Here is a 21,738-nt window from a genome sequence, read left to right as displayed (position 1 = left end):
GCCGCGGAAGCTTGCAAGCTGTTCCGCTATGCGCGGGAATGCACGTCGCGAGCCCGAAGCATGCGCTCCTTCACCGTCCGCGCGATCGCCGCCGGCGCTTCCTCAGGGATCGCAAAGCACGAGCTCGCGTTGATCTCGCACAGCACGTAGCTGTCTGCGCCGGCAGCCGTGCGCGGTCCGTACAGGAAGTCGGCGTCCCAGATGACGGGCAATGACGGCGCGTCGATGTCGAGCGTCGCCATCATCTGCGGCGTCCATTCGTCCTCCATCGATCGCCGCAGCGCCTGGAATTGCGGGGCGTCGGGTCCGTGCATGATCCGCGGACCCGGCTGCGCTTCGGGCGAGTCCGGTCCCTCCGGCGGCGGCGGGATCAGGGCCTTGATCTTCTGGTGTCCGAAGCCTGCGACCTTGGCGCCGCTCATGTAGCAGCGGATCATGCCATCGGGCAGGCGCGGCTGAAACGCCTGGTCGATGATGCAGCCGCCCCAGCCGAAATACGGCTCGCATCGCGCCAGCAGCGCGTCGAACGGCATGTCCTCGGGCGTGCTGCCGCGCTGCGCGTGAAGCACCCGGACCATGCCGTCGGCGTTGGGCAAGGCCTCCACCTTCCAGACGCCCTGGCCGCCATTGCCGCGATTTTGCTTGAGCACGCGCGGCCCGTCCGCCCGAAGGCGCGACGGAAACTCGGTGCGGAACTTCGCTGCGGTGTCGTAGCGATGCGTATCGGTGCCCCAGCCGAGATGACGCGTGCGGTAGAGCACCTCCTTGACGCCCATCTTCAGGATGACGTCCGGATGCGCACTCACCCATGGCCCTTGCGCGGCGACGTCGCGCAGCAGGGCATCAAGCTCGGCGCGCGTCTTGCCCTGATGGATCGGATCGACCCATACGAGCACGCCGTCGGCGGCGAGCAATTGATCGCGGACGGCGCCGGCAAAGCTCTCATCGTAGATCGCCGGAGTTGCATCGATGTCGGCGACCGCGAGCGCCTCGAAGACACGGACGAAGCGGCTGTTCTGTGGCGTCGTATCCCGCCGCGCGGCGGCATCGCCGCGCGAGAGGATGGCTAGGGTCTGGCGGTAAGGGGGGTGACGTTCGGTGTCCATGCGCAAGCTCCACGAATTTGCGTGCTGCGCAGAGCTTGGACCTGGGTCTCACGGGGAGTCTGCATGGTCCCCATGCGCACCACCTTACGTGAGATGGTCTTCAGGTTTCAAGAGTGGCGATGTGGTTCCAAAGGAAGCGGAAAATTCTTTGTGACGTCTGCCGGGGAGGGGCGAGTTGACAGCCTGGTCGCCCGGGGCTTCTACTTGACCTATCGGGGATGTGCGGTCTCCCCGTGAGGCGACATGCCCAAGAATCGCGTCCTGACTTTCACCAAGGACGCCGCATGTCATCCGACACCCCAAGTCGTCTGAACTTCAAGTCATCCATCGGCTTACAGGTCCGGCGCGATGCGCTGGCGTCGTCGATGCGCGTCACCGTGCGAAACGGACTTCACCTGGGGCGGGGACACGACCAGGAGAACGACCATGCGCACACGGACAATCCTTCAGGCTTTTCTCATTCTAGCGCTGACGGGCGGCGTGTCTGCAGCCCGCGCGCTGACCCAGGACGAGCTCGTCGCCAGGATCAAGGCGGCTGGCTACACCGAGGTCAGCGACGTCAAGTCGACCGCGGAGGGAACGACCGCCATGGCGATCAAGAACGGCAAGCCGGTGCGGCTCGTTGTCGACAGCAGCGGCCAGATCAAGGAGCGGAACTGAGATACGGACGGCTCCGCAAGTCGGATGCAAGCTCAAGGGAGCAAATCAATGCGCAAGACATTCTCGGCGCTGATGGCCATCGGCGCCTGCTTCATCGCGACGGCCCGCGCGCAGGAGGTCGACTGGCAGAAGGTCGATGATGCGATGGGCCGCAAGCCGGCCGTGACCGGCGACGTGCATCGCTATGGTTTTCCACGCACCGACCTCACAGTGACGCTCGACGGCGCCACCATCAAGCCGGCATTGGCGCTGGGCGGCTGGGTCGCGTTCAAGCCGGCCCATGGCGGCGCCATGGCGATGGGCGACCTGGTGCTGCTCGAGTCCGAGATCAACCCGGTCATGCTGAAGATGATCGCGAGCGGGCTGGAGATCACGGCCGTGCACAATCATCTGCTCGGTGCGAGCCCGGCGACGTTCTACATGCACGTCGCCGGGCACGGCGATCCCGTCAGGATCGCGACCGCGATCAAGGAGGGGCTCGCCGAAAGCAAGACGCCGCTCTCAGTGCCGGCTTCAGCGGCGCCGCCGCCCGCCGTCGATCTCGACACCGCGCAGCTCGACCAGATCATCGGCGTCAAGGGACAGGCCAATGGCGGCGTCTACCAGTTCAACGTTCCCCGCCGCGATCCGGTCACCGAGCAGGGAATGCAGCTCAGCCCCGTCGGGCCGCTGGGGGTGGCCATTGCCATCAACTTCCAGCCGACCGGGGGCGGCAAGGCGGCCATCACCGGCGATTTCGTGCTGACCGGCGACGAGGTGAACCCCGTCATCAAGGCGTTGCGGTCGCATGGCATCGCCGTGACGGCGCTGCACAGCCACATGCTGGATGAGCAGCCGCGCCTGTTCTTCATGCACTTCTGGGCCAACGACGACGCGATCAAGCTCGCCAATGGCTTGCGCGCCGCGCTCGACAAGACGGCGAGCACGAAGAGCTGATGCGCTCGTCTCGCTGCTACGGTTGCGGAGGATAGCGGTCGAACGTCGGCAGCTCGTGCGCGTGTTCCATCCAGCCAAGGCGCTCGGCGACCTGGATGTGCATGGTCGCCGGGACGGCGTCGGGATCATCGTAAGTCGCGCTCTGGATGTCGATGATCCCAGGCAGCATGCTGGCGTTGACATAGAACAGGCCGGTGCCGCAATTGCCGCAGAAGTGCCGCCGGCCATGTTCCGAGGAATTGTAGACCTTGGGCTCGCCCCTCATCACCTTGACGGCGTCATCCGCGTACATCGTCCAGCCGACGACCGGAGCGCCGGCATGGAGCCGGCAATCGCGGCAATGACACAACGCGTGAACGATCGCTTCGCCCTCGACCTGGTAGCGTATTGCGCGGCAGTGGCAGCCGCCGGTGATGGTGCTCATGCGTTCCTCCGATCGATCACAGGATTTCAGATCGATAGCTCTCGCGACTTGCTGCTTCAACGGCGCAGTCGATCTTCGATTGCGTCCTACTGTCGCGTGACAGCTGCTGCCACGATTTGCGATGCTCGCTCGATCGCAAAGAGGGGCGTTGGACTGCGGGAGGACGAGGTCAGAGTTCCTTCGATCCTTCGTCTGCGTCATCCTCATCGTCTCCGAGGATCGTCTCCGACAGCAACGCCGCGGCCTTCTGCAGCGGGGCGATGAACCGATCGAGCTCGGTGAAGCTGACGCGGGCCACCGGAACGGACACGCCGAGGCACGCGATCAGCTCGCGATCCGGAGACAGGATCGGAACAGCACAGCCGACGACGCCGCGCACATACTCTTCATTGGTCTTGGCCCAGCCGCGCTTGCGCGTCTCCTCGAGCACCTGCATCAGGCTGTCGATGTCGACGATCGTGGTCTCGGTGTATTTGGTGAGCGCCAGGGCGCGGCACAGTTTCTCGCGCGCCCGCAACGGCAGCCGGCTCATGTAGATCTTGCCGGTCGAGGTGCAGTGAAGCGGCGCCGCTTCGCCCGGATTGAATTGCAGGCCTTGCGGCTGCGACACCCGCACGCTGTCGACATAGGCAACGACATTGTCGCGCACGACGCCGATCTCGCATTGCTCGCCGATCTCCGCCGCGACCGCGCGGAGCACGGCGTGCCGGCGCGCGGTTCGAAAGGCCGCGCCGATGACCTTGGCCGACAGCGTGACGAGCTGGTTGCCGACCACGTAGCGCTTCGTGCCCACGGCTTTCTGCAGCAGCCCACGCTGCTCCAGATTTCCGATGAGGCGGTGTGCCGTGGGCAGCGGGAGCGACAGCGCGCTGGCGATTTCCGCGACGGAGACGGCCCGGACCTGGGCGGCGACATGGCCGATGATGGCGAACGCCCGGTCGAGCGGACCGTCGGATGTGGTTTGCGGCATAGGCTCTCTCGATTTGAGGCTTCAATAAATTATCATTTTTCGGAATAATTGCTATTGAAATATGAAAATCATGCTTGGCTGCGCTCGCGGATTGCTCATATCGTTGGCGTCATCGGAAAGTGATCAGGTTTTGTGCAGTGCATTTGCGGTCCGCCGGGTGCGCGCTCATCGGGAGAACGGGATGTCTCGCCATTACGACGTCGAAGCCGTGCGGAAGGAGTTTCCGGCAGCCGAGCGGATCACCTATCTCGACTCCGGCTTCCAGACCCCGCTCGCGCGCCCCGTCAAGGCGGCGATCGATCGCTTCCTGAACGAAGGTCTCGAGACCGCCGGCCCCAAGAGCGTCTGGCTTGACCGCGTCGAGCAGACCCGCGGGAGGGTGGCGCGGCTGCTCGGCGCATCGGCCGACGAGATCGCCTTCACCAAGAACACCTCGGAGAGCATGAACATCGCCGCGAACGCGCTGCCGCTGCACGCCGGCGACAAGGTCCTGATGATCCATGGCGATCATCCGAACAACGCCTATGCGTTCCTCAATCTGCAGCGTAAGGGCGTGACCGTCGCATTCGTGCCGATGACGGAGGTCGTGAACGCCGACAGCCTTCGTCCGTACATCGATGCGAGCACGAAGGCGATCTCGATGTCGCAGGTGACCTTTCATGCCGGTCACCGTTTCGACGTCGAAAGCATCGGTGCCCTTTGCGCGGAGAAGAACCTCTATTTCGTCGTCGACGTCATGCAGGCGATCGGCGTGGTGCCGATCGACGCCAAGGCGATGCGCGCGACCTTCATCGGCTCGGGCAGTCACAAGGGGCTGCTGGTGCCGCAGGGGCTGGGCCTGCTCTATTGGGAAAAGTCGAGGGTTGAGCTCGAGCCTTCCTATCTTGCGGCCGCGAGCCTTGCCGAGGTCCCGGCTGATCTCATCGCCCGGCCCGACAGGCTCGATCCGGCACCGAGCGCGCGCCGCTTCGAGCTCGGCAATTTCAATCTTCCGGCGATCCACGCCCTCGGCGCATCGCTCGACATGATCGAAGCGCTGGGCATCGAGAACATCCAGAACCATTGCTTCGATCTCGGCGACCATCTGATCTCCCGGCTCGATGCGCTGGACGTTGGTCTGGTCGGTCCCCGCGACCGGCAGCATCGCGCCCCGCACATCTACGTCATCGCGCTGCCCGCCGCCGAATGGCTCGGCCATTTCGAGGAGAATGGGGTTCGCGTGTCGCCGGAGCGCGACGGCATCCGGGTGTCGTTCGGAATGTTCAATACGTTCGCCGATGTCGACCGCCTGATCGAGATCATCCAGCGGCGCGGCGTGAAGCCATCATCGAGGGCCGCTTGAGGCTGCTCATCAAGGAGACGTCCATGACGAAAGTTGCGCGTGTCTTGAGCCTTCTGTCCGGCTTCGCGGTCTTCAGTGCCATCAGCGGACCCTCCGCTGCTGCCGACAGTCCTACGCTCGCCAGGATCAAAGCGAACGGCGCCATCACCATCGGCCATCGCGAGGCCTCCATACCGTTCTCCTATCTCGGTCCCGACCAGAAGCCGATCGGGTTCTCGCTCGATCTCTGCGCGGCCATCGTCGAGCGCATCAAGACGGAGACCGGGCTGCCCAACCTGAAGATCAACTACGTTCCGGTGAATTCGTCCAACCGCATCCCGCTGATCCAGAGCGGCACCGTCGACATCGAGTGCGGCGGCACCGCGAACGACAAGAAGCGGCAGGAGCAGGTGTCGTTTTCCGTCGCCACCTTCGTCAGCCAGCCGCGCTGGCTGGTCAAGGCGGACAGCGGCCTGAAGACGGCCGGCGACCTCAAGGGCAAGACCGTCGTCGTGACCCAGGGCTCTAATGCCGTCGGATTCGCGCAAGCCGTGAATGCAAAGGATCAGCTCGGCTTCAACATCGTCCAGGCCAAGGACCATGCCGAATCCTTCCTGATGCTGAACACCGGCCGCGCGGCCGCTTTCATGGAGGACGACATCCTTCTCGCGGGCCTCAAGGCCGCCGCTCCGAAGCCGGATGCGCTGATATTTCTCCCCGAGGGTTACGCCAAGATCTATTATGGCCTGATGTTCACGAAGGGCGATACCGGCTTCAAGGCGCTGGTCGATAATGTGCTGTCCAAGCAGATGGCGTCGGGCCAGTTCGAGAAAACCTATACGAAGTGGTTCACGAGGCCGATCCCGCCCAAGAACGAGAACCTGGCGTTCCCGCTGACGGTCGAGCTGACGGAGCGGATCGCGCATCCCAGCGACGCGGTCGACTAGAGCGTTTCGAGCGAGGTGGATTCCGGTACGCGTCAGGGAACGCGTGACACAGGAATCCACGTCGCGACCTTGCCGGAGACTGTCCCGCAAACCGAGCCCTGAGGTACGCCATGTTCGCAGTGCTTCTTGAACAGACCGCGGATGGCCAGCGCTACATCGACTGGCTGTTGTCGGGCCTCGGCTGGACGCTGGCGCTGGCGTTCTTCGGCTGGTGGATCGCCTTCGCGATCGGGGTCGTCGTCGGTATCGGCCGCACCGTGCAGAACCGGGCCGTTGCGGCGCTTGCCCGCCTCTATGTGGAGATCTTCCGCAACATCCCCGTGCTCGTGCAGATGTTCCTCTGGTATTTCGTGCTGCCGGAGATCCTTCCCGTCTCGCTCGGGAATGCCATCAAGCAGATCCCGCCGCCGTGGGGATCGTTCTTTCCGGCGCTGGTGTGCCTGGGCCTCTACACCGCCGCCCGCATCGCCGAACAGGTTCGTGCCGGAATCGAGGCGCTGCCGAAGGGACAGGTCGAGGCGGCAAGCGCGCTCGGGCTCGGCGGATATCCGACCTATCGCTACGTCATCGTGCCGCAGGCGCTGCGCCTGATCATCCCGAGCCTGACCAGCGAGGTGATGGGCATCTACAAGAACACCTCGGTCGCGCTCACCATCGGCTTGATGGAGCTGACGGCGCAGGCCCGCCAGATCAGCGAAGCGACGTTCCAGACCTTCGCGGCGTTCGGTGCCGCGACGCTCATCTATCTCGCGCTGGCGCTGATCGCCTATCAGGGCATGGCGCTGATCGACAGGGCGGTGCGCATTCCCGGCACGGGCCGCGCGGACGATGCGGCCAAGCAGGCCGCGCCGCGCGCCGCCGAGCAGCTTGACGCCTTGCCTGACGCGATGGAGGTCGTGAAATGAACAGCCTCGATTTCTCCATCGTGCTTCAGGCGTGGCCTTACCTTTGGTCGGGCCTGCTGTTCTCCCTGGCGCTGACCGTCGTTGCTTTCGTGGTCGGCCTGGTGCTCGGCACTTGTCTCGCCCTGGTGCAGCACTTCGAGGTGCCCGTGATCGGCAGGCTCGTCCGCGGCTATGTCGCCCTGATGCGCTCGATCCCGCTGATCCTGGTCCTGTTCTGGTTCTTTTTCCTGGTGCCGATCGTGCTTGGCCATCTCGGCGGCAACGGACGACCGATCCCGATCGGCGCGACCTGGACTGCGTTCATCACCTTCGGCCTGTTCGAGGCGGCCTATTATTCGGAAATCATCCGCGTCGGATTGCGCGCTGTGAACCGGGGACAGTTCGAGGCGTGCCAGGCGCTCGCACTCTCCACTTTCGACACCTATCGCTCGGTGATCCTGCCGCAGGTGCTTCGCGTCGCGAGTCCGATCATCCTGAGCCAGACCATCATCCTGTTCCAGGATACCTCGCTGGTCTACGTGCTGTCGCTCACCGATCTGCTCGGCGCGGCCTCCAAGCTCGCGCAGCTCAACGGCCGCCTCGTCGAGATGTATCTGGTCATCGCGGTGGTATACCTCGCGATCAGCTCTGCGGCATCGCAATGCGTGGCCTCGTTGCGCAAGCGCTATGCGATCGCGGGAATGCGCCGCTAGCGCAGCGGACGGTCATCCTGGTCTTGGGAGAGGAATATGCATCAGCTCGCTGCAGGGAATAAGCCGGAGCCGTCCGCGTCCATCGTGGTCGTGGAAAAACTCGTGAAGCGGTTCGGCCATTTCACGGCCCTGAAAGACGTCAATCTCAGCGTCGGGGCCGGCGAGAAGATCGTGCTGTGCGGTCCTTCGGGCTCGGGCAAGTCGACGCTGATCCGCTGCATCAACCACATCGAGAAGCACGACGGCGGCCGGATCGTCGTCGACGGCGTCGAGCTGACCGACCGGATGACTGACGTCAACAGCATCCGCCGCGAGGTCGGCATGGTGTTTCAGAGCTTCAACTTGTTTCCGCATCTGTCGATCGTCGAGAACTGCATGCTGGCCCCGATGAAGGTGCGCGGCCTGTCGCGCGCCGAGGCGCAGGAGCGCGCGATCGGTCTGTTGCGCAAGGTGCGCATCCACGACCAGGCGGACAAATATCCGGGGCAGCTCTCCGGCGGCCAGCAGCAGCGCGTCGCCATCGCACGGGCGCTGTGCATGCAGCCGAAGATCATGCTGTTCGACGAGCCGACCTCTGCGCTCGATCCGGAGATGGTCAAGGAAGTGCTCGACACCATGGTGGAACTCGCGAGAGACGGCATGACCATGGTCTGCGTCACGCATGAGATGGGCTTTGCCCGCGAGATCGCGGACCGGGTGGTGTTCATGGACCGCGGCACGATCGTCGAGGAGGCCGATCCCGCAACCTTCTTCCGCGCGCCCAGCACCGAACGCGCGAAAGATTTCCTCGGCCAGATCATCCATTGACCGGCGACGGCGTCGGAGCGCCGGCGCGGCCTTTCTGATTGACGCCGGAAGGCGTCAAATCAGCAGGTCATGGTGCGCGGATGCATTGCCGTGATGACCGTTATTGACGTGACTGGCCGCGTGGTCGTCCGGTGCTTGCGAGACCAGTTGGGCGATGGTCTCGATGATCTTTTGCTGACCGGGCGGAACGTGCACATCGATCGGATCATTCTGCACGCTCGTGGGAACGACCGCGACGACAGCCGGCGAAGATGCCACGTTGTCGAAGTTGAACACCGGTTCCTGATCTGCGCCGACGGTCGCAACCGCAACCGCGGCCGGCGGTGCGGTTTCTGATGCGGTGGCTGCAGGTTGCGCAGCGTGCTGCGAGTTGCCGTGGTCCCCGCTGTCGACCGTGGCGACGCTCGTTTCGACGGTCGCGGTGGCGTCCGGCGCGTCGGCGGAGTTCGAGTGGTCCGAGTTGCCGTGTTCGACGTCGCTCGCATCTGCCTTCTTCGCGAGCCCTGGCGGAAGGTCCGAAGCGTGCTGCTCGGCGCCGTTGCCCGGATTCGCGTCAGCGTCGGTCGAGTCCATCGCTGCCGTCTGCGTGGGCTCCGACGCGTGCTGCGAGTTGCCGTAATCACCGCTGTCGGCCGCCACGACGGTCTCGGCCGCATCCGGTGCGTCTGCGGATTTTGAGTGGCCCGAGTTGCCGTGCTCGTCGTCGCTCGAATCCGCTTTCTTCGCCAGCCCTGGTGGAAGGTCTGAAGCCGAAGCCTGCTGCTCGGCGATATTGCCGACGCCGTTGCCCGGCTTGGTGTCGGCTTCAGTCGAGTCCGTCGCGTTGTTGGATGCGTGCTGCGAGTTACCGTGGTCCGCGCTGTCGGCCGCCACGACGGTCTCGGCCGCATCCGCTGCGTCTGCGGCGTTTGAGTGAGCCGAGTTGCCGTGTTCGTCGTCGCTCGAATCCGCCTTCTTCGCGAGCCCTGGTGGAAGGTCCGCAGCCGAAGCCTGCTGCTCGGCGATATTGCCGCCGCCGTTGCCCGGCTTGGTGTCGGCTTCAGTCGAGTCGGCCGCGTTGTTGGATGCGTGCTGCGAGTTACCGTGGTCTGCGCTGTCGGCCGCCACGACGGTCTCGGCCGCATCCGGTGCGTCTGCAGAGTTTGAGTGGCCCGAGTTGCCGTGCTCGACGTCGCTCGAATCCGCCTTCTTCGCGAGCCCAGGTGGAAGGTCCGCAGCCGAAGTCTGCTGCTCGGCGATATTGCCGCCGCTATTGCCCGGCTTGGTGCCGGCTTCAGTCGAGTCGGTCGCGTTGTTGGATGCGTGCTGCGAGTTACCGTGGTCCGCGCTGTCGGTCGCCGCGACGGTCTCGGCCGCGTCCGCTGCGTCTGAGGATTTTGAGTGGCCCGAGTTGCCGTGCTCGACGTCGCTCGAATCCGTCTTCTTCGCGAGCCCAGGTGGAAGGTCTGCAGCCGAAGTCTGCTGCTCGGCGATATTGCCGCCGCCGTTGCCCGGCTTGGTATCGGCTTCAGCCGAGTTCGTCGCGTCGGCCTTCTTCGCTGAGTCCGAAGCGTGCTTCTCGGCGCCGTTGCCCGGCTTGGAGCCGGCGTCAGTCGCTTCCGTCGCGTCCGCCTTCTTCGCCAACCCAGGCGGAAGGTCCGAGTCCGAAGCGTGCTTCTCGGCGCCGTTGCCCGGCCTGGAGCCGGCGTCAGTCGCTTCCGTCGCGTCTGCCTTCTTCGCCAACCCCGGCGGAAGGTCCGAGTCCGAAGCGTGCTTCTCGGCGCCGTTGCCTGGCTTGGAGTCGGCGTCAGTCGCTTCCGTCGCGTCTGCCTTCTTCGCCAACCCAGGCGGAAGGTCCGAATCCGAAGCGTGATTCTCGGTGCCCTTGCCGACGCCGTTGCCCGGTTTGTCGGCGTCATCGCCACTTGCAGACTCGGACTGCGACCCGTGCTGCGAATTGCCGTGGTTCGCGTTGTCGGCCGTTACGACGCTCGGCTGGACGGTCTCGTTCAACCCGGTCGGCGCAACACCGGTGTCCGCACTGATCGGCGTATTCTTCGATGTGGGATTTTCGGCTGTGGTCGCCGTCTCGCTACGGGCAACCGCGGTCGATGAGACGTGAGCCAGCACGACGGGCGCACCATCGCTGTCTTCCGTTGCATTCGTCGACTCGCCCGAGGAGGTTTTCGTCGACGGCCCCAGGCCGGTCCGGGTCTGCCCGAACTGGAACCTCAGGCCGCCGTCGGCCCGAATGCTCCAGGCTCCAGCCGTCTCGACCATGCTCTCGCTCGCCCCGCCAACGGCATGGACGTTGTCCGTAGCCGCGGCAGTGTCGTCGGTTGCGGTCACCGATATCAGCGCTTCTTCGAGCTTTTCCAGGGTGGCCGCGACAACCACGCCGTCCGGCTGGTTGGCGCCATCAGCCTCCGCAATGGACACGATCCCCTGCAGGTGGATCTCCAGCAGGCCGCGTTCGCCGATATCGAGAACATGATCGGTCGCGTTTACATAGACGATCGTTTCATTGGTCGCGGCGTTGTAGACCCAGGCGAGCGTATGCGGCGGTATGGACTTGCTGGCTGCCGTCATATGCAGCCAGGCAAGGGCTCCGAACGCCGCAAGATTGAGCCTGCCCGACCCGGATGCGAAATCGAAGGCCGATTGGGAAGGGGTGAAGCTGGCATCGGACGGGGCAACGTTCTTGTCGGCGTTGTCGCCCATCGCCTGATCGTGGCCATCTCCGGCAGCACCGGCGTCGTGGCCGGACTCCGACAGGCCAACGGTCTTCTGCAGGCCATCACCCGCGGCGCCCTGGCTCGTCTGGCCCTGGGCGCCTTCGCCTGCGACGCTGTCGTTTGCACCAGTCACGAACCCGGCAGGCTTGGGGGCATCGTGCGACAGGAAACCAGGGGTCGGATCGACATGAGACGCGCCGGCATCGGCGCCGGCCACCTTTGTCGTCGCATGATCGCCGGCGCCGGCGAGCAGGCTGTCGGCCAGCGCTTTGGCGGGATCATGCGGCTGCCCGGCGAGATGGGGGTCGTGCAGTGCGTAGATCAATGCACCGGCGAGCGTGGCGAAGGTGCCATACCCCGAGTGCAGCGACATCGGATTTGCAGCCAGCCGCGGGAATTGATGCTCCAGCGACGCGTCGTCTCCAGCCTGCGTGTCGTTGGTTCCGCGCAGCAAAAGTGCAGGGAGATAAGGTGTGCTCGATCCAACGGGACCGTAGTCTTTGAGGGATTTCGAGCTCACGAATTGCTCGGCCGCGCGCAGCGCTTCGATGGCCGCCGCCGGGTTCGCGACTTGCCCCACCTTGGCGAAGAAGTCTCTCAACGTGGGCTGAGGCGTCTCGCCGGAAGCCGAGACGGCGAGGTGCCGGAGAATGGCTTTCTTCCAGGGCTCGTATTCGGCGTGCTCACCCGCATGGCCGATGCCGTGGTCGTTCGGAAGTCTGTCGTTCGCTTCCGCCGCCTTGAGTTCGTCCGCAATCGCGAGCGCCAGAAGGGCCAGTGCAAGCGTGCCGAAGACGGAGGTACGTTGCAACAGGGCAATGGTCGCGAGCACCGTCCTGTTGGTGATCTCGAGCTTCTGGAAAATATTGTACAGGTGGACTTTGACTGTCCCCTGGGAGACGTCGAGCTTGCGCGCGATCTCCTTGTTCGACATTCCCTCCGACACGAGCCGTACGATCTGACGCTCCCGCTGCGTCAACAGCTCCATCATCTTTTCGATTTTGCCGGTGTCGGCTCCCTTGTCGGCCGGCGACAGGTCGGACTGCTGCAGCAACACGCCGCGCTTCGCCATCAGCCTCAGCGATCGCAGCATCGTGTCGGGGGCGGCATATTTCGAAATTGCGCTGCAGGTGCCGGCAGCGATCGCCCCGGTCAGGTCGTGGTCGGACTCGGTGAAGAACACCAGGCGCGTCGAGAGATTCTCGGCCTTGGCGATCGCAAGGATCTCGGAGACCGTCAGATCCGGCAGGGTGTCGGCCAGCAGCGCGACATCGGGCGACAATGTCCTGATGGCGTCGAGGCAGCTCGCCCCGTCACTGACCGACGCGACGACGTCGAAGTCGTGCTGTGCCCCGAGCACAGACTTCAGCCCCTGCAGTACGATCGGTTGCCGATCGACGATCACGAGGCGGATGCGGGCAATAATTCCCTGCTGCGCAGTGACGTCTAACATGAACTCCCTCGACCCGGTCATCTATGTCCTTCGGCATATGGCCGGGGCCGGGTAGAGGCATTAAATTACAATTAATCGTTTCGAGAAAGAGGCTTAGCGCGGTTAACCCGACCTAAAATTGCAAGTTTTTGACGGTATGCAGGTAGGAATTATGTCCTTTGATCCCATGGGTGTTGCGGTTGACTGGCTCGATGCCTACCGCGCAGGCGATATTGAAGCGATCCTGGAGATGCATGCTGACAATGCCGTGGTCCATTGCGGCTGCGGCGGCGGCACGACCATTACCGGCCGCGATGCATTGCGGGCCTATTGGATCGATCGTCTCAGGAAATATCCGGCAAGCACGTTGGATGATCTCAATCCCTACCACGAGGGGACGATCATGTCGTACGTGACGAGCGCGGGCGTCATGAGCGCGCTGTTTGCGTTCGACGACGCCGGCCGGATCAAGGAACTGGACTGCAGTCCCCCGCACTGAGCCCGCGGCTATTCAGGCCCTGGGGGAACCCATCTTGGCCCTGCGGCGCCAAGGTTCCAGCGGGGGGCATGGGCGAATTCCGACGATGACGTCGATCTGAGGCGTGCGGCTTCGAACCCTATCGCGCCTCAACTGCCTCGCCGCCCTCCTTTTCACGCAGAACCCCGAGAGCCGGACCGCCCATCGCCTTGATGGGCTCGGCCACTTTTTCTCGCGATGGCGGCGTCTTCAGACACGCGATGATAACGGCTCAGTGCCGCTCTGGCGGATCATGGCAGAGGCGTTGAGACACCTCCGCGTTCGGAATTTATTATTTCCAATATTCTAGAAATACGGTTGACTGCGAGCGCGAAAGGGCGCATCCATGCCAACATGAAGATTGCCGAAGCAGCAGCACGTTTGGAGGCCCTGGGTAACCAGACCCGGCTCCAGATTTTTCGAGCCCTGGTTCGAGCAGGGCACTCGGGCATGCCCGTGGGCCGTCTGCAGGAAAAGCTGAAAATCCCGGCCTCGACGCTGTCGCATCACATCAAGTCCCTGGTTGCGGTCGGGCTGATCAGTCAGGTTCGGGAGTCCACGACCCTGGTCTGCCATGCGAACTTTGATGCGATGCGGGGGCTGGTCGATTTTCTCGCCGCGGAGTGCTGCGCAGACGAAGTCGGATGCAAGGGTGCGCAGACGGCGGCGTGATCATTTTGGGTCATATTATTCGATGATTCTAGAAATATAGGAGAAGCCGAATGAACGCCAAGACGGTCGCCATCATCGGGGCGGGGCCTGTCGGCCTGGCTGCAGCAGCCCATGTGTTCGAGCGCGGCTTGTCGCCTGTCGTGCTGGAGGCCGGCTCCGCGGCAGGGCACGCGATCCGTCAGTGGCAGCATGTCCATCTGTTCTCGCCGTGGGCGTACAACATCGACAAGGCCGCCGCGCGCATGCTCGCGGCGACGGGGTGGAATTCGCCCGACCCGCAGTCCTATCCCACAGGGGGCGAGCTGATTGACGGATATCTCGATCCGCTCGCGACGCGCACGCCGCTCCGCGACATGATCCGGACCTCTAGCCGTGTGACGGCCATCAGTCGCGTCGGCTTCGACAAGGCGAAGACCAGGGGGAGAGAGCGGGCGCCTTTCGAAATCCGCTATCAGAACGGCAAGGGGCCCGAGGTGCTGCGTGCGGATGCCGTGATCGATACGTCAGGCACATGGTTCTCGCCCAATCCGGCCGGCAATAACGGCTTGCCGGCAATCGGCGAGCGCGCGTGCGCCGGTCGCATCGCCTACGGCATGCCGGATGTACGAGGTGCCGCGCGTTCCAGATATGCCGGGAAGCGTGTTGCCGTGCTCGGCGCCGGGCATTCTGCCGTGGGCACGCTGATCGATCTCGTGCACCTCGCGGACGAAGAGCCGGGCACGCAGCCCGTCTGGCTGTTGCGCGGTGCCGACCCTGCGAAGGCTTTCGGCGGCGGCCGAAACGACAAGCTTGCTGCGCGCGGCGAGCTGGGTTCGGCTTTTGCCGCGCTTGTCGCCTCCGGCAAGATCAAGGTCGAAACCGAATTCGGCGTCACGCATCTCTCGGAATCGGACGGGAGCCTCAGGATCGCGGCTGGTTCGTGTTGCGGCGCGCGCAGCGTGATCGCAGACGAATTGATCGTATCGACCGGCTTCCGTCCCGACTTCTCCTTCCTGTCCGAGCTGCGTCTGCGGCTCGATCCCGCCATCGAGGCACCTGTCGCCCTGGCGCCGCTGATCGATCCCAACGAGCACAGCTGCGGCACGGTGCGTCCGCACGGCGCGCGCGAGCTCGCGCATGACGAGCCGGGCTTCTACATGGCCGGCATGAAGTCGTATGGCCGCGCCCCGACCTTCCTGATGATGACGGGTTACGAGCAGGTCCGCTCGATCGCCGCCGATCTCGCCGGCGACAAGGAAGCCGCAGCCAGGGTGGAGCTTGTGCTGCCGGAGACCGGCGTCTGCACGCGGGGTGGTGTCGAGGCCGTCGGCGCTGCATCTGGATGTTGCGGTGGACCGGCGAAGGAGGAGCTCTCGGCCTGTTGTGCCGCCGATGAAACGGCCAGGAAGGCTGGTCGTACGGGGTGCGGCTGCTCATGACGCAAGTCCTCGCGGGCCAGTCTCGAGGTCCGCTCGCCATCGTGCTCGCTCTCGGTACCGCCCAGACGATTGCGTGGGCGTCCAGCTATTATCTTCCCGCCATCCTCGCTGCGCCGATCGCACGCGATCTCGGTCTTGCGCCGACCTATGTGTTCGGCGCGCTCTCGGGCGCGCTTGTTATCTCCGGTCTGCTCGGCCCGCGCGTCGGCCATGCCATCGACACGTTCGGGGGGCGAAGTCTGCTCGCGATCTCGAATCTCGTGTTTGTGGCAGGGTTGCTCCTGCTGTCGGTGGCCCATGGCGCGGCGGTGTTGATCGCGGCCTGGGCGTTGCTCGGGATCGGCATGGGCATGGGCCTCTATGAAGCGGCCTTCGCGACGCTTGCGCGCATCTATGGCTCCAATGCGCGACGAACCATCACCGGCATCACCCTGATCGCCGGCTTCGCCAGCACGCTCGGCTGGCCGCTCACGACGTGGCTGGAGTCCGAATATGGCTGGCGTGTGGCCTGCCAGGTGTGGGCGGCAATCCATATCGCTCTCGCGTTGCCGCTCAATCTCTCGCTGCCGCGCGCCGTTCCATTGGACCAGCAGCCTCGACCGGGGGCGGCTGCGATCCGGCAATCCGGACGCCAGAGCGAGACCTTCGCGATGGTGCTGTTGGCCTACATGTTTGCGGCCGCAAGCTTCGTCAGCTCCGGGATCTCGGCTATTCTGCCGACCATGCTGGTTGCGTTCGGTGCGACGCCGGCGCAGGCCTTGCTCGCGGGAGCGTTGGTTGGACCCGCGCAAGTTGGCGCGAGGCTTCTGGAGGCGGGATGGCTCGCCCGGTTTCATCCGCTACTCTCGGCGAGGCTGGCCATGCTCATGAATCCGATTGGTGTCGTCGCACTGATCGCGGGCGGTCCTTGGCTCGCGACGACTTTCACGGTGTTGTACGGCGCGGGGAACGGCATCATCACCATTGCCCGCGGGACGCTTCCGCTGGCGCTGTTCGGGCCGGCCGGTTTCGGCAGGCGCGTCGGCATGATCTCATTGCCTTCCAGGCTCACGGGTGCCGCCGCGCCGCTCGCGCTGGGGCTGATGGTGGAGCACATCGGTAGCAGCGCGCTGTGGATCAGCGCGCTCGTGTCCCTCTCGGCCTTCTTTGCGCTCTTGCTGTTACGCACCGAGCGGGCAACATCGACGCCCCTGCAGGTAGGAGAACAAAATTCCTAAGCTGAGCGGTCGGTCCCTGATTGCGGTGATGTGCATCGGCCAGGTTGGCAATCTCCTGCCGCATGTCACGCTGTCCGCAAACCTCGCGCAGCATCTTATGCCGGCGTGGGGCCTCTCCGCCGCCGAAGGCGGCTTGATGGCGAGCGGCTACGCGTTCGGCTACATGCTGGCCGTGCCCGTGCTGACGACGTTGACCGACCGAATCGATGCGCGGCTCGTCCTGCTCTGGGGCTCGATCGTCAGCGGGCTCGCGACCGCAGCGTTCGGCGTCCTCGCGCAAGGGTTTTGGTCGGGGACCGCGATCTGGTCGCTTGCAGGGCTTGGCTTCGCCGGCGCTTACATGCCCGGCCTGAAGGCGCTGACCGATCGGCTTCCCGCCGGCGACACGTCGCGGGCCGTCACGCTGTACACGTCGAGCTTCTCGGTCGGGGTCGGACTCTCGTTCCTCATCGCGCAACTGATCGCCGACCGCTGGGGATGGCGGGCCGCCTTCCTTGTCACCGGCTTCGGCCCGATCGCGATGGTGGTCGCGTGTCTCCTGGTCGATGCGCGGCAGCCCGCGCCGAAGGCCGGGCGTCTGCTCAACTTCGCACCCGTCTTCGCCAACCGCGAGGCGCTCGGCTATATCCTCGGCTATGGCGCGCATTGCTTCGAGCTCTATGGCATCCGTACCTGGCTCGTGGGGTTCTGGACCTTCGTCGTCGCGCATCAGGGCGCGCCGTCGTGGCTGAGCCCCGTCGTGCTGAGCTTCTGCTTTGCGGTGATCTCGATGCCCGCGAGCATTCTCGGCAACGAGGCCGCGCTGAAGTTCGGCCGCCACCGCGCCATTACCATCGTGATGATCGCATCGGCCTGCGTGGCGCTGGTGATCGGGCTCAACGCGAGCGCGCCGGCCTGGCTGCTCGCGCTGCTGCTGCTCGCCTATGGCCTGACCGTGCCGGCCGATTCCGGGGCGTTGACCGCCGGGATGTCGGCGTCAGCCGTATCCGAGCATCGCGGCGCCACGCTGGCTCTGCACTCGACGGTTGGCTTCGGCCTGTCCGCCCTTGGCGCCTGGGGGACCGGCGCCGCGCTCGATCTCGCCGGCGGCCCGCAGAGCGCAACCGGCTGGCTATTGGTGTTCATCGTCCTCGGGGCCGGAATCTCGGTGGGGCCGCTGGCGCTGCTGTGGGCGCGGATGGCGCGGGGCGATCCTTCCTAGTCGGTCGATCCGCGCGCGGTGATGGGCCTGCTGGCTGGCTTTCGTCCGAGTCCGGCGAGGCGTTGGTCGCCGCCTCTGATGACCGCCGCGCTTCCGGCTTGGTCCGTCGCGATCCGGCTGCCTTCGGCAGCGATTGGCGCACCTCGCAACTGCACCGGCGCGTTCTGCCGGTGCCAGGACCCATCCTGAAACCTAGAGACATTTGCGAGGCCTGCGAGCGGCTCGACCGCGCAGCCATCCGCAAACCAAGGAACACAGCATGAGAATCTCACCGCTTTCCCGTCGATCCGCGATCTTCCTGCTGATGGCGGCCATGAATGTCGGACTGATTCCGATGGCGCATGGCGAGGCGCCGGCGCCAGATGCCATCGTCGGAATTTGGGAAGCCGACGACGGCACCGTTAAGCTCGACATGTTCAGGAGCGGAGCGGAGTTTCAGGCGCGCATGCTCTATGGCAACGAGATCGTTGAGGCCGATAAGGTCACCTTCAAGAAGGATGCGAGGAATCCCGACGCGGCGCTGCGTTCGCGGTCCCTGAAGAACATCGTGTTCATCACGGGCTTGCGCTGGGAGGACGGCGAGTGGAGCGGCGGCTCGATCTATGATGCCTCGTCCGGCCGGACCTACAATTGCAAGGCCACCGTCAAGGACGGCAAGATGCATCTGAGAGGATATCTCGGCCTCCCGGCGATGGGGCAGACCCGCACGTTCCATCGCACCCGCGGGTGAACGGACACCTCCCGCTCCCAAACCGATTTGCCGGAGCGCGACCGTCGTGTCGCGCTTTTCTTTGAAAATTCACTCGTAAATTCCATGGCTTGGAGGTGGCGCCGGCAATGGCGTGTCACGCAAGTCCGTTGGCGCGCTCTGTCAGTCAATTTGCGCCCCGGAGACGTCACAGTGGGAGCCTGAACGAAGAGAGGTTGGTATGTTTGACAAGTCGAAACGAACGGCGCTCGTCACCGGGGCGTCCTCCGGCATGGGCAAAGAAATCGCAAGGCGCCTGATCAAGGACGGCTTCCAGGTCTTTGTCGCCGCGCGGCACGTCGACAGGATGGATGATCTCGTCAAGCTCGGGGCAAGATCGCTCCGCATGGACATTTCGAACGAGGCCGAGATCAAGGCGACGGTCGATGCCATCTTGCGCGAAGTGGACGCGGTCGATGTGCTCGTCAACAACGCCGGCTTTGGCCTCTATGGTCCTGTCGAGGAGGTCGGCATCGACGAAGCGCGGTATCAGTTCGAGGTGAACCTGTTCGGCGCTGCCCGGCTGACGCAGCTCCTGCTGCCGAAGATGCGCGAGAAGCGCTCGGGCACGATCGTCAACATCACCTCGATGGGCGGCAAGATCTACACGCTCTTGGGCGCCTGGTATCACGCAACCAAGCATGCGCTGGAAGGCTGGTCGGACTGTCTTCGGCTCGAACTCGCCCCGTTTGGCATCAAGGTCGTCGTCATCGAGCCCGGTTTGATCGAGACGGGCTTCGGCGATGTGGCCGCCAATGGCCTGCTCAACCGATCGGGGACCGGTCCTTATGCCAAGCTGACGCAGATCGTCGCAAAATCGACCCGCGCTGCCTATGGACAGGGGCGCGGTACCAATCCGAGCGTCATTGCCGATGTCGTCTCCCGGGCTGTCAAGCAGTCCAAGCCGCGGACGCGCTATGTTGCGGGCAAATACGCGCGTCCGCTGATCAAAATTCGCGAATGGTTCGGCGACCGCATGTTCGACCGCGTGATCATGAGCCAGATGCGTTAGGATCAGTCATGAGCGGAATAGCGGCAGACAGATGCAAGGTCCCCCGAGCCTTTTGGCAGGCGGTTGAGCATGTCGGTGTGCCGCCGGCCGTGTTGTTGCGGCAGGCGAAACTGCCGGCGACCTTACACCTGAACGATCAGGGGCAGGTCACGACGGCGCAATATTTTGCGCTCTGGAGAGCGCTCGAGGAGCTGAAGCCGGAGCCGGGGCTCGGCTTGATGCTGGTCCGGAGCGTCGAGACCGCGGTCCATCCGCCGTCGAGCCTCGCTGCGTTCTACGCAAGGGACTATCGCGACGGACTGCTCCGCATTGCCCGCTTCAAGCGGCTGTGCTCGCCCGAGCAGCTACAGGTCAAGGAGACCAAGGACGAGTGTGTCGTTACGGTGGAGTGGCCGTACGCGACCGATCCGGAGCCCGCGATCTCGACCGACGTGACCTTCGCGTCGCTGGTCGAACTCGGGCGTCGTGGTACGGGACAGCACCTTACGCCGAAGCGGGTGGAGCTGGTTCGTCCTCGTCCCAAGAGCGACGACCACCACAGGTATTTCGAATGTCCGATCCGCTATGGCGCGGCGCGTAACCTGCTGATCCTGAATCCGGCCGACCTCGATCGTCCGTTTCCCGGCCACAATCAGGAACTGCTCGAGATCCTCACGCCCGCGCTGGCATCGGCATTGGGTGAGCTGCAGGCGCGCAGCTCGGTCAGGGAGCAGGTGAAGGTGGTCCTCAAGCGAAGTCTTGCTAGCGGCCGGCCGGAATTGTCAGACGTGGCGCGCGATCTCGGCCTGAGCGAGCGGACCCTTCAGCGTCGCATCACCGAGGAAGGTGCGAGCTTCCGCGAGCTCCTCGTCGAAGCGCGTCAGGAGCTCGGACGGCAGCTTCTGTTGGATCCGACGGCCGACATCGACGAGGTCGCCTGCCTCCTGGGCTACCAGGATGCGAGCTCCTTCTATCGGGCGTTCCGATACTGGGAAGGCGTGACGCCGAGCCGCTGGCGCGAGCTGCACGGCAACAAGATTCACTGACGGTTCGGACAACGCCATCCGGTTCGCTTCTGCGTCTTCATTGGCGCCTGCGGCAACTTCGTTGGCGCGCCTTGCGACTGCCGGTCGCGACGGATCGCGGTACGACAGCCCGGCAAGATCAAGCCCACTCACCAAGGAATATCTCATGTCAGGCAAAGTCTGGTTCATCACCGGAGCATCCCGCGGCTTTGGCCGCGTCTGGGCGGAGGCTGCTCTCAAGCGTGGCGACAAGGTCGCGGCCACCGCTCGCATTGTGGCCGACGTCGCCGACCTTGCAGCAAGCTATGGTGATGCGGTGTTGCCGCTTGCGCTCGACGTCACCAATGCCCAAGCGGTCCAGAATGCCGTAACAAGGGCTTACACGCATTTCGGACAGCTCGACGTCGTCCTCAACAATGCCGGCTACGCGTTGGTCGGAGCGATCGAAGAAGCGCACGAGGCTGACGTCCGCGCCGAGTTCGACACAAATTTCTTCGGCACCCTTCGCGTCATCCAGGCCGCGCTTCCGCTCCTGCGGCGCCAGCGCAGCGGCCATATCATCGGCGTGTCGAGCGTTGCCGGCATCGTCGCCGGTCCCATCACCGGATTCTACAATGCCTCGAAGTTCGCGATCGAAGCTCTTCATGAGAGCTTGGCGCAGGAGGTCAAGGATTTCGGCCTCAAGGTCACGCTGCTCGAGCCCGGCGCCTACGCGACCGGCTTCGCCAGCATGGCCTCGCTCCGGATCTCGCCGGTCATCAATGCCTACAGCAACACGCGGGCGGAGGTGTTTGCGGCAGGCGCAAAGCTTGAATTTGGCGAGCCGGAAGCGACCGCAGACGCAATCCTGAAGATCGTCGACGCGGAGAACCCTCCGCTGCGTTTCTTCGTCGGGACCGAGGGGCTGCCGCGCGCCCGTGCCGCCTACGCGGATCGTCTCGCGACGTGGGAGGCGTGGGAGACCGACTCCAACGCCGCTCAAGGCGAGGCGAGGCAGCACAACATCGCGTCCTAGCTGAGCCCTTGTCCATCGAA

General features: G+C 64.5%; 20 protein-coding genes. 16 read left to right on the top strand and 4 right to left on the bottom strand.

Going from position 1 to position 21,738, the window contains the following annotated elements; translation table 11 throughout:
* Nucleotides 1–26 precede the first annotated feature (26 nt).
* Nucleotides 27–1,106: a Cj0069 family protein gene (locus JQ617_RS26890; RefSeq protein WP_212028942.1), complete on the bottom strand. Its 1,080-nt coding sequence runs from the start codon at nt 1,104–1,106 to the stop codon at nt 27–29.
* A gap of 426 nt (nt 1,107–1,532) precedes the next feature.
* Between JQ617_RS26890 and JQ617_RS26885 the strand changes: the two genes are divergently transcribed.
* Both JQ617_RS26885 and JQ617_RS26880 read left to right on the top strand, forming a co-directional pair.
* Nucleotides 1,533–1,766 (top strand): hypothetical protein, encoded by a 234-nt coding sequence (locus JQ617_RS26885; protein ID WP_212028941.1) that lies wholly within the window; start codon nt 1,533–1,535, stop codon nt 1,764–1,766.
* Nucleotides 1,767–1,814: 48 nt separating this feature from the next.
* The gene (locus JQ617_RS26880; RefSeq protein WP_212028940.1) at nt 1,815–2,702 is read left to right on the top strand and encodes a DUF1259 domain-containing protein; all 888 of its coding nucleotides are present in this window, start codon (nt 1,815–1,817) and stop codon (nt 2,700–2,702) included.
* 16 nt (nt 2,703–2,718) lie between these two features.
* Here the strand turns inward: JQ617_RS26880 and JQ617_RS26875 are convergent, their stop codons facing one another.
* A complete protein-coding gene (locus JQ617_RS26875; protein WP_212028939.1) occupies nt 2,719–3,126 on the bottom strand; it encodes a GFA family protein in 408 nt (135 codons plus the stop codon).
* Between the two features lie 169 nt (nt 3,127–3,295).
* Entirely contained in the window at nt 3,296–4,096 is an 801-nt protein-coding gene (locus tag JQ617_RS26870; protein WP_212028938.1) for an IclR family transcriptional regulator, read from the bottom strand.
* Between the two features lie 181 nt (nt 4,097–4,277).
* Between JQ617_RS26870 and JQ617_RS26865 the strand changes: the two genes are divergently transcribed.
* The 5 genes from JQ617_RS26865 (at nt 4,278) to JQ617_RS26845 (ending at nt 8,768) form a co-directional block, all read left to right on the top strand.
* Nucleotides 4,278–5,438: an aminotransferase class V-fold PLP-dependent enzyme gene (locus JQ617_RS26865; protein ID WP_212028937.1), complete on the top strand. Its 1,161-nt coding sequence runs from the start codon at nt 4,278–4,280 to the stop codon at nt 5,436–5,438.
* A gap of 23 nt (nt 5,439–5,461) precedes the next feature.
* A complete protein-coding gene (locus JQ617_RS26860) occupies nt 5,462–6,364 on the top strand; it encodes an amino acid ABC transporter substrate-binding protein (RefSeq protein WP_212028936.1) in 903 nt (300 codons plus the stop codon).
* Between the two features lie 110 nt (nt 6,365–6,474).
* Nucleotides 6,475–7,269, top strand: coding sequence for an amino acid ABC transporter permease (locus tag JQ617_RS26855; RefSeq protein WP_212028935.1), 795 nt, complete (start codon nt 6,475–6,477; stop codon nt 7,267–7,269).
* A complete protein-coding gene (locus tag JQ617_RS26850; protein ID WP_212028934.1) occupies nt 7,266–7,961 on the top strand; it encodes an amino acid ABC transporter permease in 696 nt (231 codons plus the stop codon). The genes JQ617_RS26855 and JQ617_RS26850 overlap by 4 nt, the downstream gene beginning before the upstream one ends.
* 36 nt (nt 7,962–7,997) lie before the next feature.
* Nucleotides 7,998–8,768 carry an amino acid ABC transporter ATP-binding protein gene (locus tag JQ617_RS26845; protein WP_249157579.1) on the top strand — a complete coding sequence of 257 codons (771 nt, stop codon included), beginning with the start codon at nt 7,998–8,000 and terminating at the stop codon, nt 8,766–8,768.
* Between the two features lie 54 nt (nt 8,769–8,822).
* On the opposite strand, the gene JQ617_RS26840 is transcribed toward JQ617_RS26845, so the two are convergent.
* The gene (locus tag JQ617_RS26840; RefSeq protein WP_212028933.1) at nt 8,823–12,935 is read right to left on the bottom strand and encodes a LuxR C-terminal-related transcriptional regulator; all 4,113 of its coding nucleotides are present in this window, start codon (nt 12,933–12,935) and stop codon (nt 8,823–8,825) included.
* 151 nt (nt 12,936–13,086) lie between these two features.
* Here JQ617_RS26840 and JQ617_RS26835 point away from each other — a divergent pair, with 151 nt between their 5' ends.
* The 9 genes from JQ617_RS26835 (at nt 13,087) to JQ617_RS26795 (ending at nt 21,718) form a co-directional block, all read left to right on the top strand.
* On the top strand, nt 13,087–13,413 hold the full coding sequence (locus JQ617_RS26835; protein WP_212028932.1) for a nuclear transport factor 2 family protein: 327 nt from the start codon (nt 13,087–13,089) through the stop codon (nt 13,411–13,413).
* A 372-nt stretch (nt 13,414–13,785) separates the two neighbouring features.
* Nucleotides 13,786–14,103, top strand: a complete 318-nt coding sequence (locus JQ617_RS26830) for an ArsR/SmtB family transcription factor (protein WP_212028931.1) — start codon at nt 13,786–13,788, stop codon at nt 14,101–14,103.
* Nucleotides 14,104–14,153: 50 nt separating this feature from the next.
* Nucleotides 14,154–15,521: an NAD(P)-binding domain-containing protein gene (locus JQ617_RS26825; RefSeq protein ID WP_212028930.1), complete on the top strand. Its 1,368-nt coding sequence runs from the start codon at nt 14,154–14,156 to the stop codon at nt 15,519–15,521.
* Complete coding sequence (locus JQ617_RS26820; protein ID WP_212028929.1) at nt 15,518–16,738, top strand: MFS transporter; 1,221 nt, start codon at nt 15,518–15,520, stop codon at nt 16,736–16,738. Before JQ617_RS26825 ends, JQ617_RS26820 begins: the two co-directional genes overlap by 4 nt.
* Before the next feature lie 28 nt (nt 16,739–16,766).
* The gene (locus JQ617_RS26815) at nt 16,767–17,939 is read left to right on the top strand and encodes an MFS transporter (protein ID WP_212028928.1); all 1,173 of its coding nucleotides are present in this window, start codon (nt 16,767–16,769) and stop codon (nt 17,937–17,939) included.
* A gap of 259 nt (nt 17,940–18,198) precedes the next feature.
* Nucleotides 18,199–18,669, top strand: a complete 471-nt coding sequence (locus JQ617_RS26810) for a DUF2147 domain-containing protein (protein ID WP_249157578.1) — start codon at nt 18,199–18,201, stop codon at nt 18,667–18,669.
* Between the two features lie 199 nt (nt 18,670–18,868).
* Complete coding sequence (locus JQ617_RS26805; protein ID WP_212028927.1) at nt 18,869–19,699, top strand: oxidoreductase; 831 nt, start codon at nt 18,869–18,871, stop codon at nt 19,697–19,699.
* A gap of 8 nt (nt 19,700–19,707) precedes the next feature.
* Entirely contained in the window at nt 19,708–20,724 is a 1,017-nt protein-coding gene (locus JQ617_RS26800) for an AraC family transcriptional regulator (RefSeq protein ID WP_212028926.1), read from the top strand.
* Nucleotides 20,725–20,869: 145 nt separating this feature from the next.
* Nucleotides 20,870–21,718, top strand: coding sequence for an SDR family NAD(P)-dependent oxidoreductase (locus JQ617_RS26795; RefSeq protein WP_212028925.1), 849 nt, complete (start codon nt 20,870–20,872; stop codon nt 21,716–21,718).
* Nucleotides 21,719–21,738: the final 20 nt, after the last annotated feature.

It is taken from the genome of Bradyrhizobium sp. KB893862 SZCCT0404 (assembly GCF_018130885.1).
Lineage (GTDB): Bacteria > Pseudomonadota > Alphaproteobacteria > Rhizobiales > Xanthobacteraceae > Bradyrhizobium > Bradyrhizobium stylosanthis.
This window is presented reverse-complemented; position numbering and strand designations above follow the sequence as displayed.

Excerpts from the sequence above, each read along its gene's own strand:
- JQ617_RS26890 (WP_212028942.1), bottom strand. The coding sequence starts at position 1,106 with ATGGACACCGAACGTCACCCCCCTTACCGCCAGACCCTAGCCATCCTC.
- JQ617_RS26885 (WP_212028941.1), top strand. The coding sequence starts at position 1,533 with ATGCGCACACGGACAATCCTTCAGGCTTTTCTCATTCTAGCGCTGACG.
- JQ617_RS26880 (WP_212028940.1), top strand. The coding sequence starts at position 1,815 with ATGCGCAAGACATTCTCGGCGCTGATGGCCATCGGCGCCTGCTTCATC.
- JQ617_RS26875 (WP_212028939.1), bottom strand. The coding sequence starts at position 3,126 with ATGAGCACCATCACCGGCGGCTGCCACTGCCGCGCAATACGCTACCAG.
- JQ617_RS26870 (WP_212028938.1), bottom strand. The coding sequence starts at position 4,096 with ATGCCGCAAACCACATCCGACGGTCCGCTCGACCGGGCGTTCGCCATC.
- JQ617_RS26865 (WP_212028937.1), top strand. The coding sequence starts at position 4,278 with ATGTCTCGCCATTACGACGTCGAAGCCGTGCGGAAGGAGTTTCCGGCA.
- JQ617_RS26860 (WP_212028936.1), top strand. The coding sequence starts at position 5,462 with ATGACGAAAGTTGCGCGTGTCTTGAGCCTTCTGTCCGGCTTCGCGGTC.
- JQ617_RS26855 (WP_212028935.1), top strand. The coding sequence starts at position 6,475 with ATGTTCGCAGTGCTTCTTGAACAGACCGCGGATGGCCAGCGCTACATC.
- JQ617_RS26850 (WP_212028934.1), top strand. The coding sequence starts at position 7,266 with ATGAACAGCCTCGATTTCTCCATCGTGCTTCAGGCGTGGCCTTACCTT.
- JQ617_RS26845 (WP_249157579.1), top strand. The coding sequence starts at position 7,998 with ATGCATCAGCTCGCTGCAGGGAATAAGCCGGAGCCGTCCGCGTCCATC.
- JQ617_RS26840 (WP_212028933.1), bottom strand. The coding sequence starts at position 12,935 with ATGTTAGACGTCACTGCGCAGCAGGGAATTATTGCCCGCATCCGCCTC.
- JQ617_RS26835 (WP_212028932.1), top strand. The coding sequence starts at position 13,087 with ATGTCCTTTGATCCCATGGGTGTTGCGGTTGACTGGCTCGATGCCTAC.
- JQ617_RS26830 (WP_212028931.1), top strand. The coding sequence starts at position 13,786 with ATGAAGATTGCCGAAGCAGCAGCACGTTTGGAGGCCCTGGGTAACCAG.
- JQ617_RS26825 (WP_212028930.1), top strand. The coding sequence starts at position 14,154 with ATGAACGCCAAGACGGTCGCCATCATCGGGGCGGGGCCTGTCGGCCTG.
- JQ617_RS26820 (WP_212028929.1), top strand. The coding sequence starts at position 15,518 with ATGACGCAAGTCCTCGCGGGCCAGTCTCGAGGTCCGCTCGCCATCGTG.
- JQ617_RS26815 (WP_212028928.1), top strand. The coding sequence starts at position 16,767 with ATGTGCATCGGCCAGGTTGGCAATCTCCTGCCGCATGTCACGCTGTCC.
- JQ617_RS26810 (WP_249157578.1), top strand. The coding sequence starts at position 18,199 with ATGAGAATCTCACCGCTTTCCCGTCGATCCGCGATCTTCCTGCTGATG.
- JQ617_RS26805 (WP_212028927.1), top strand. The coding sequence starts at position 18,869 with ATGTTTGACAAGTCGAAACGAACGGCGCTCGTCACCGGGGCGTCCTCC.
- JQ617_RS26800 (WP_212028926.1), top strand. The coding sequence starts at position 19,708 with ATGAGCGGAATAGCGGCAGACAGATGCAAGGTCCCCCGAGCCTTTTGG.
- JQ617_RS26795 (WP_212028925.1), top strand. The coding sequence starts at position 20,870 with ATGTCAGGCAAAGTCTGGTTCATCACCGGAGCATCCCGCGGCTTTGGC.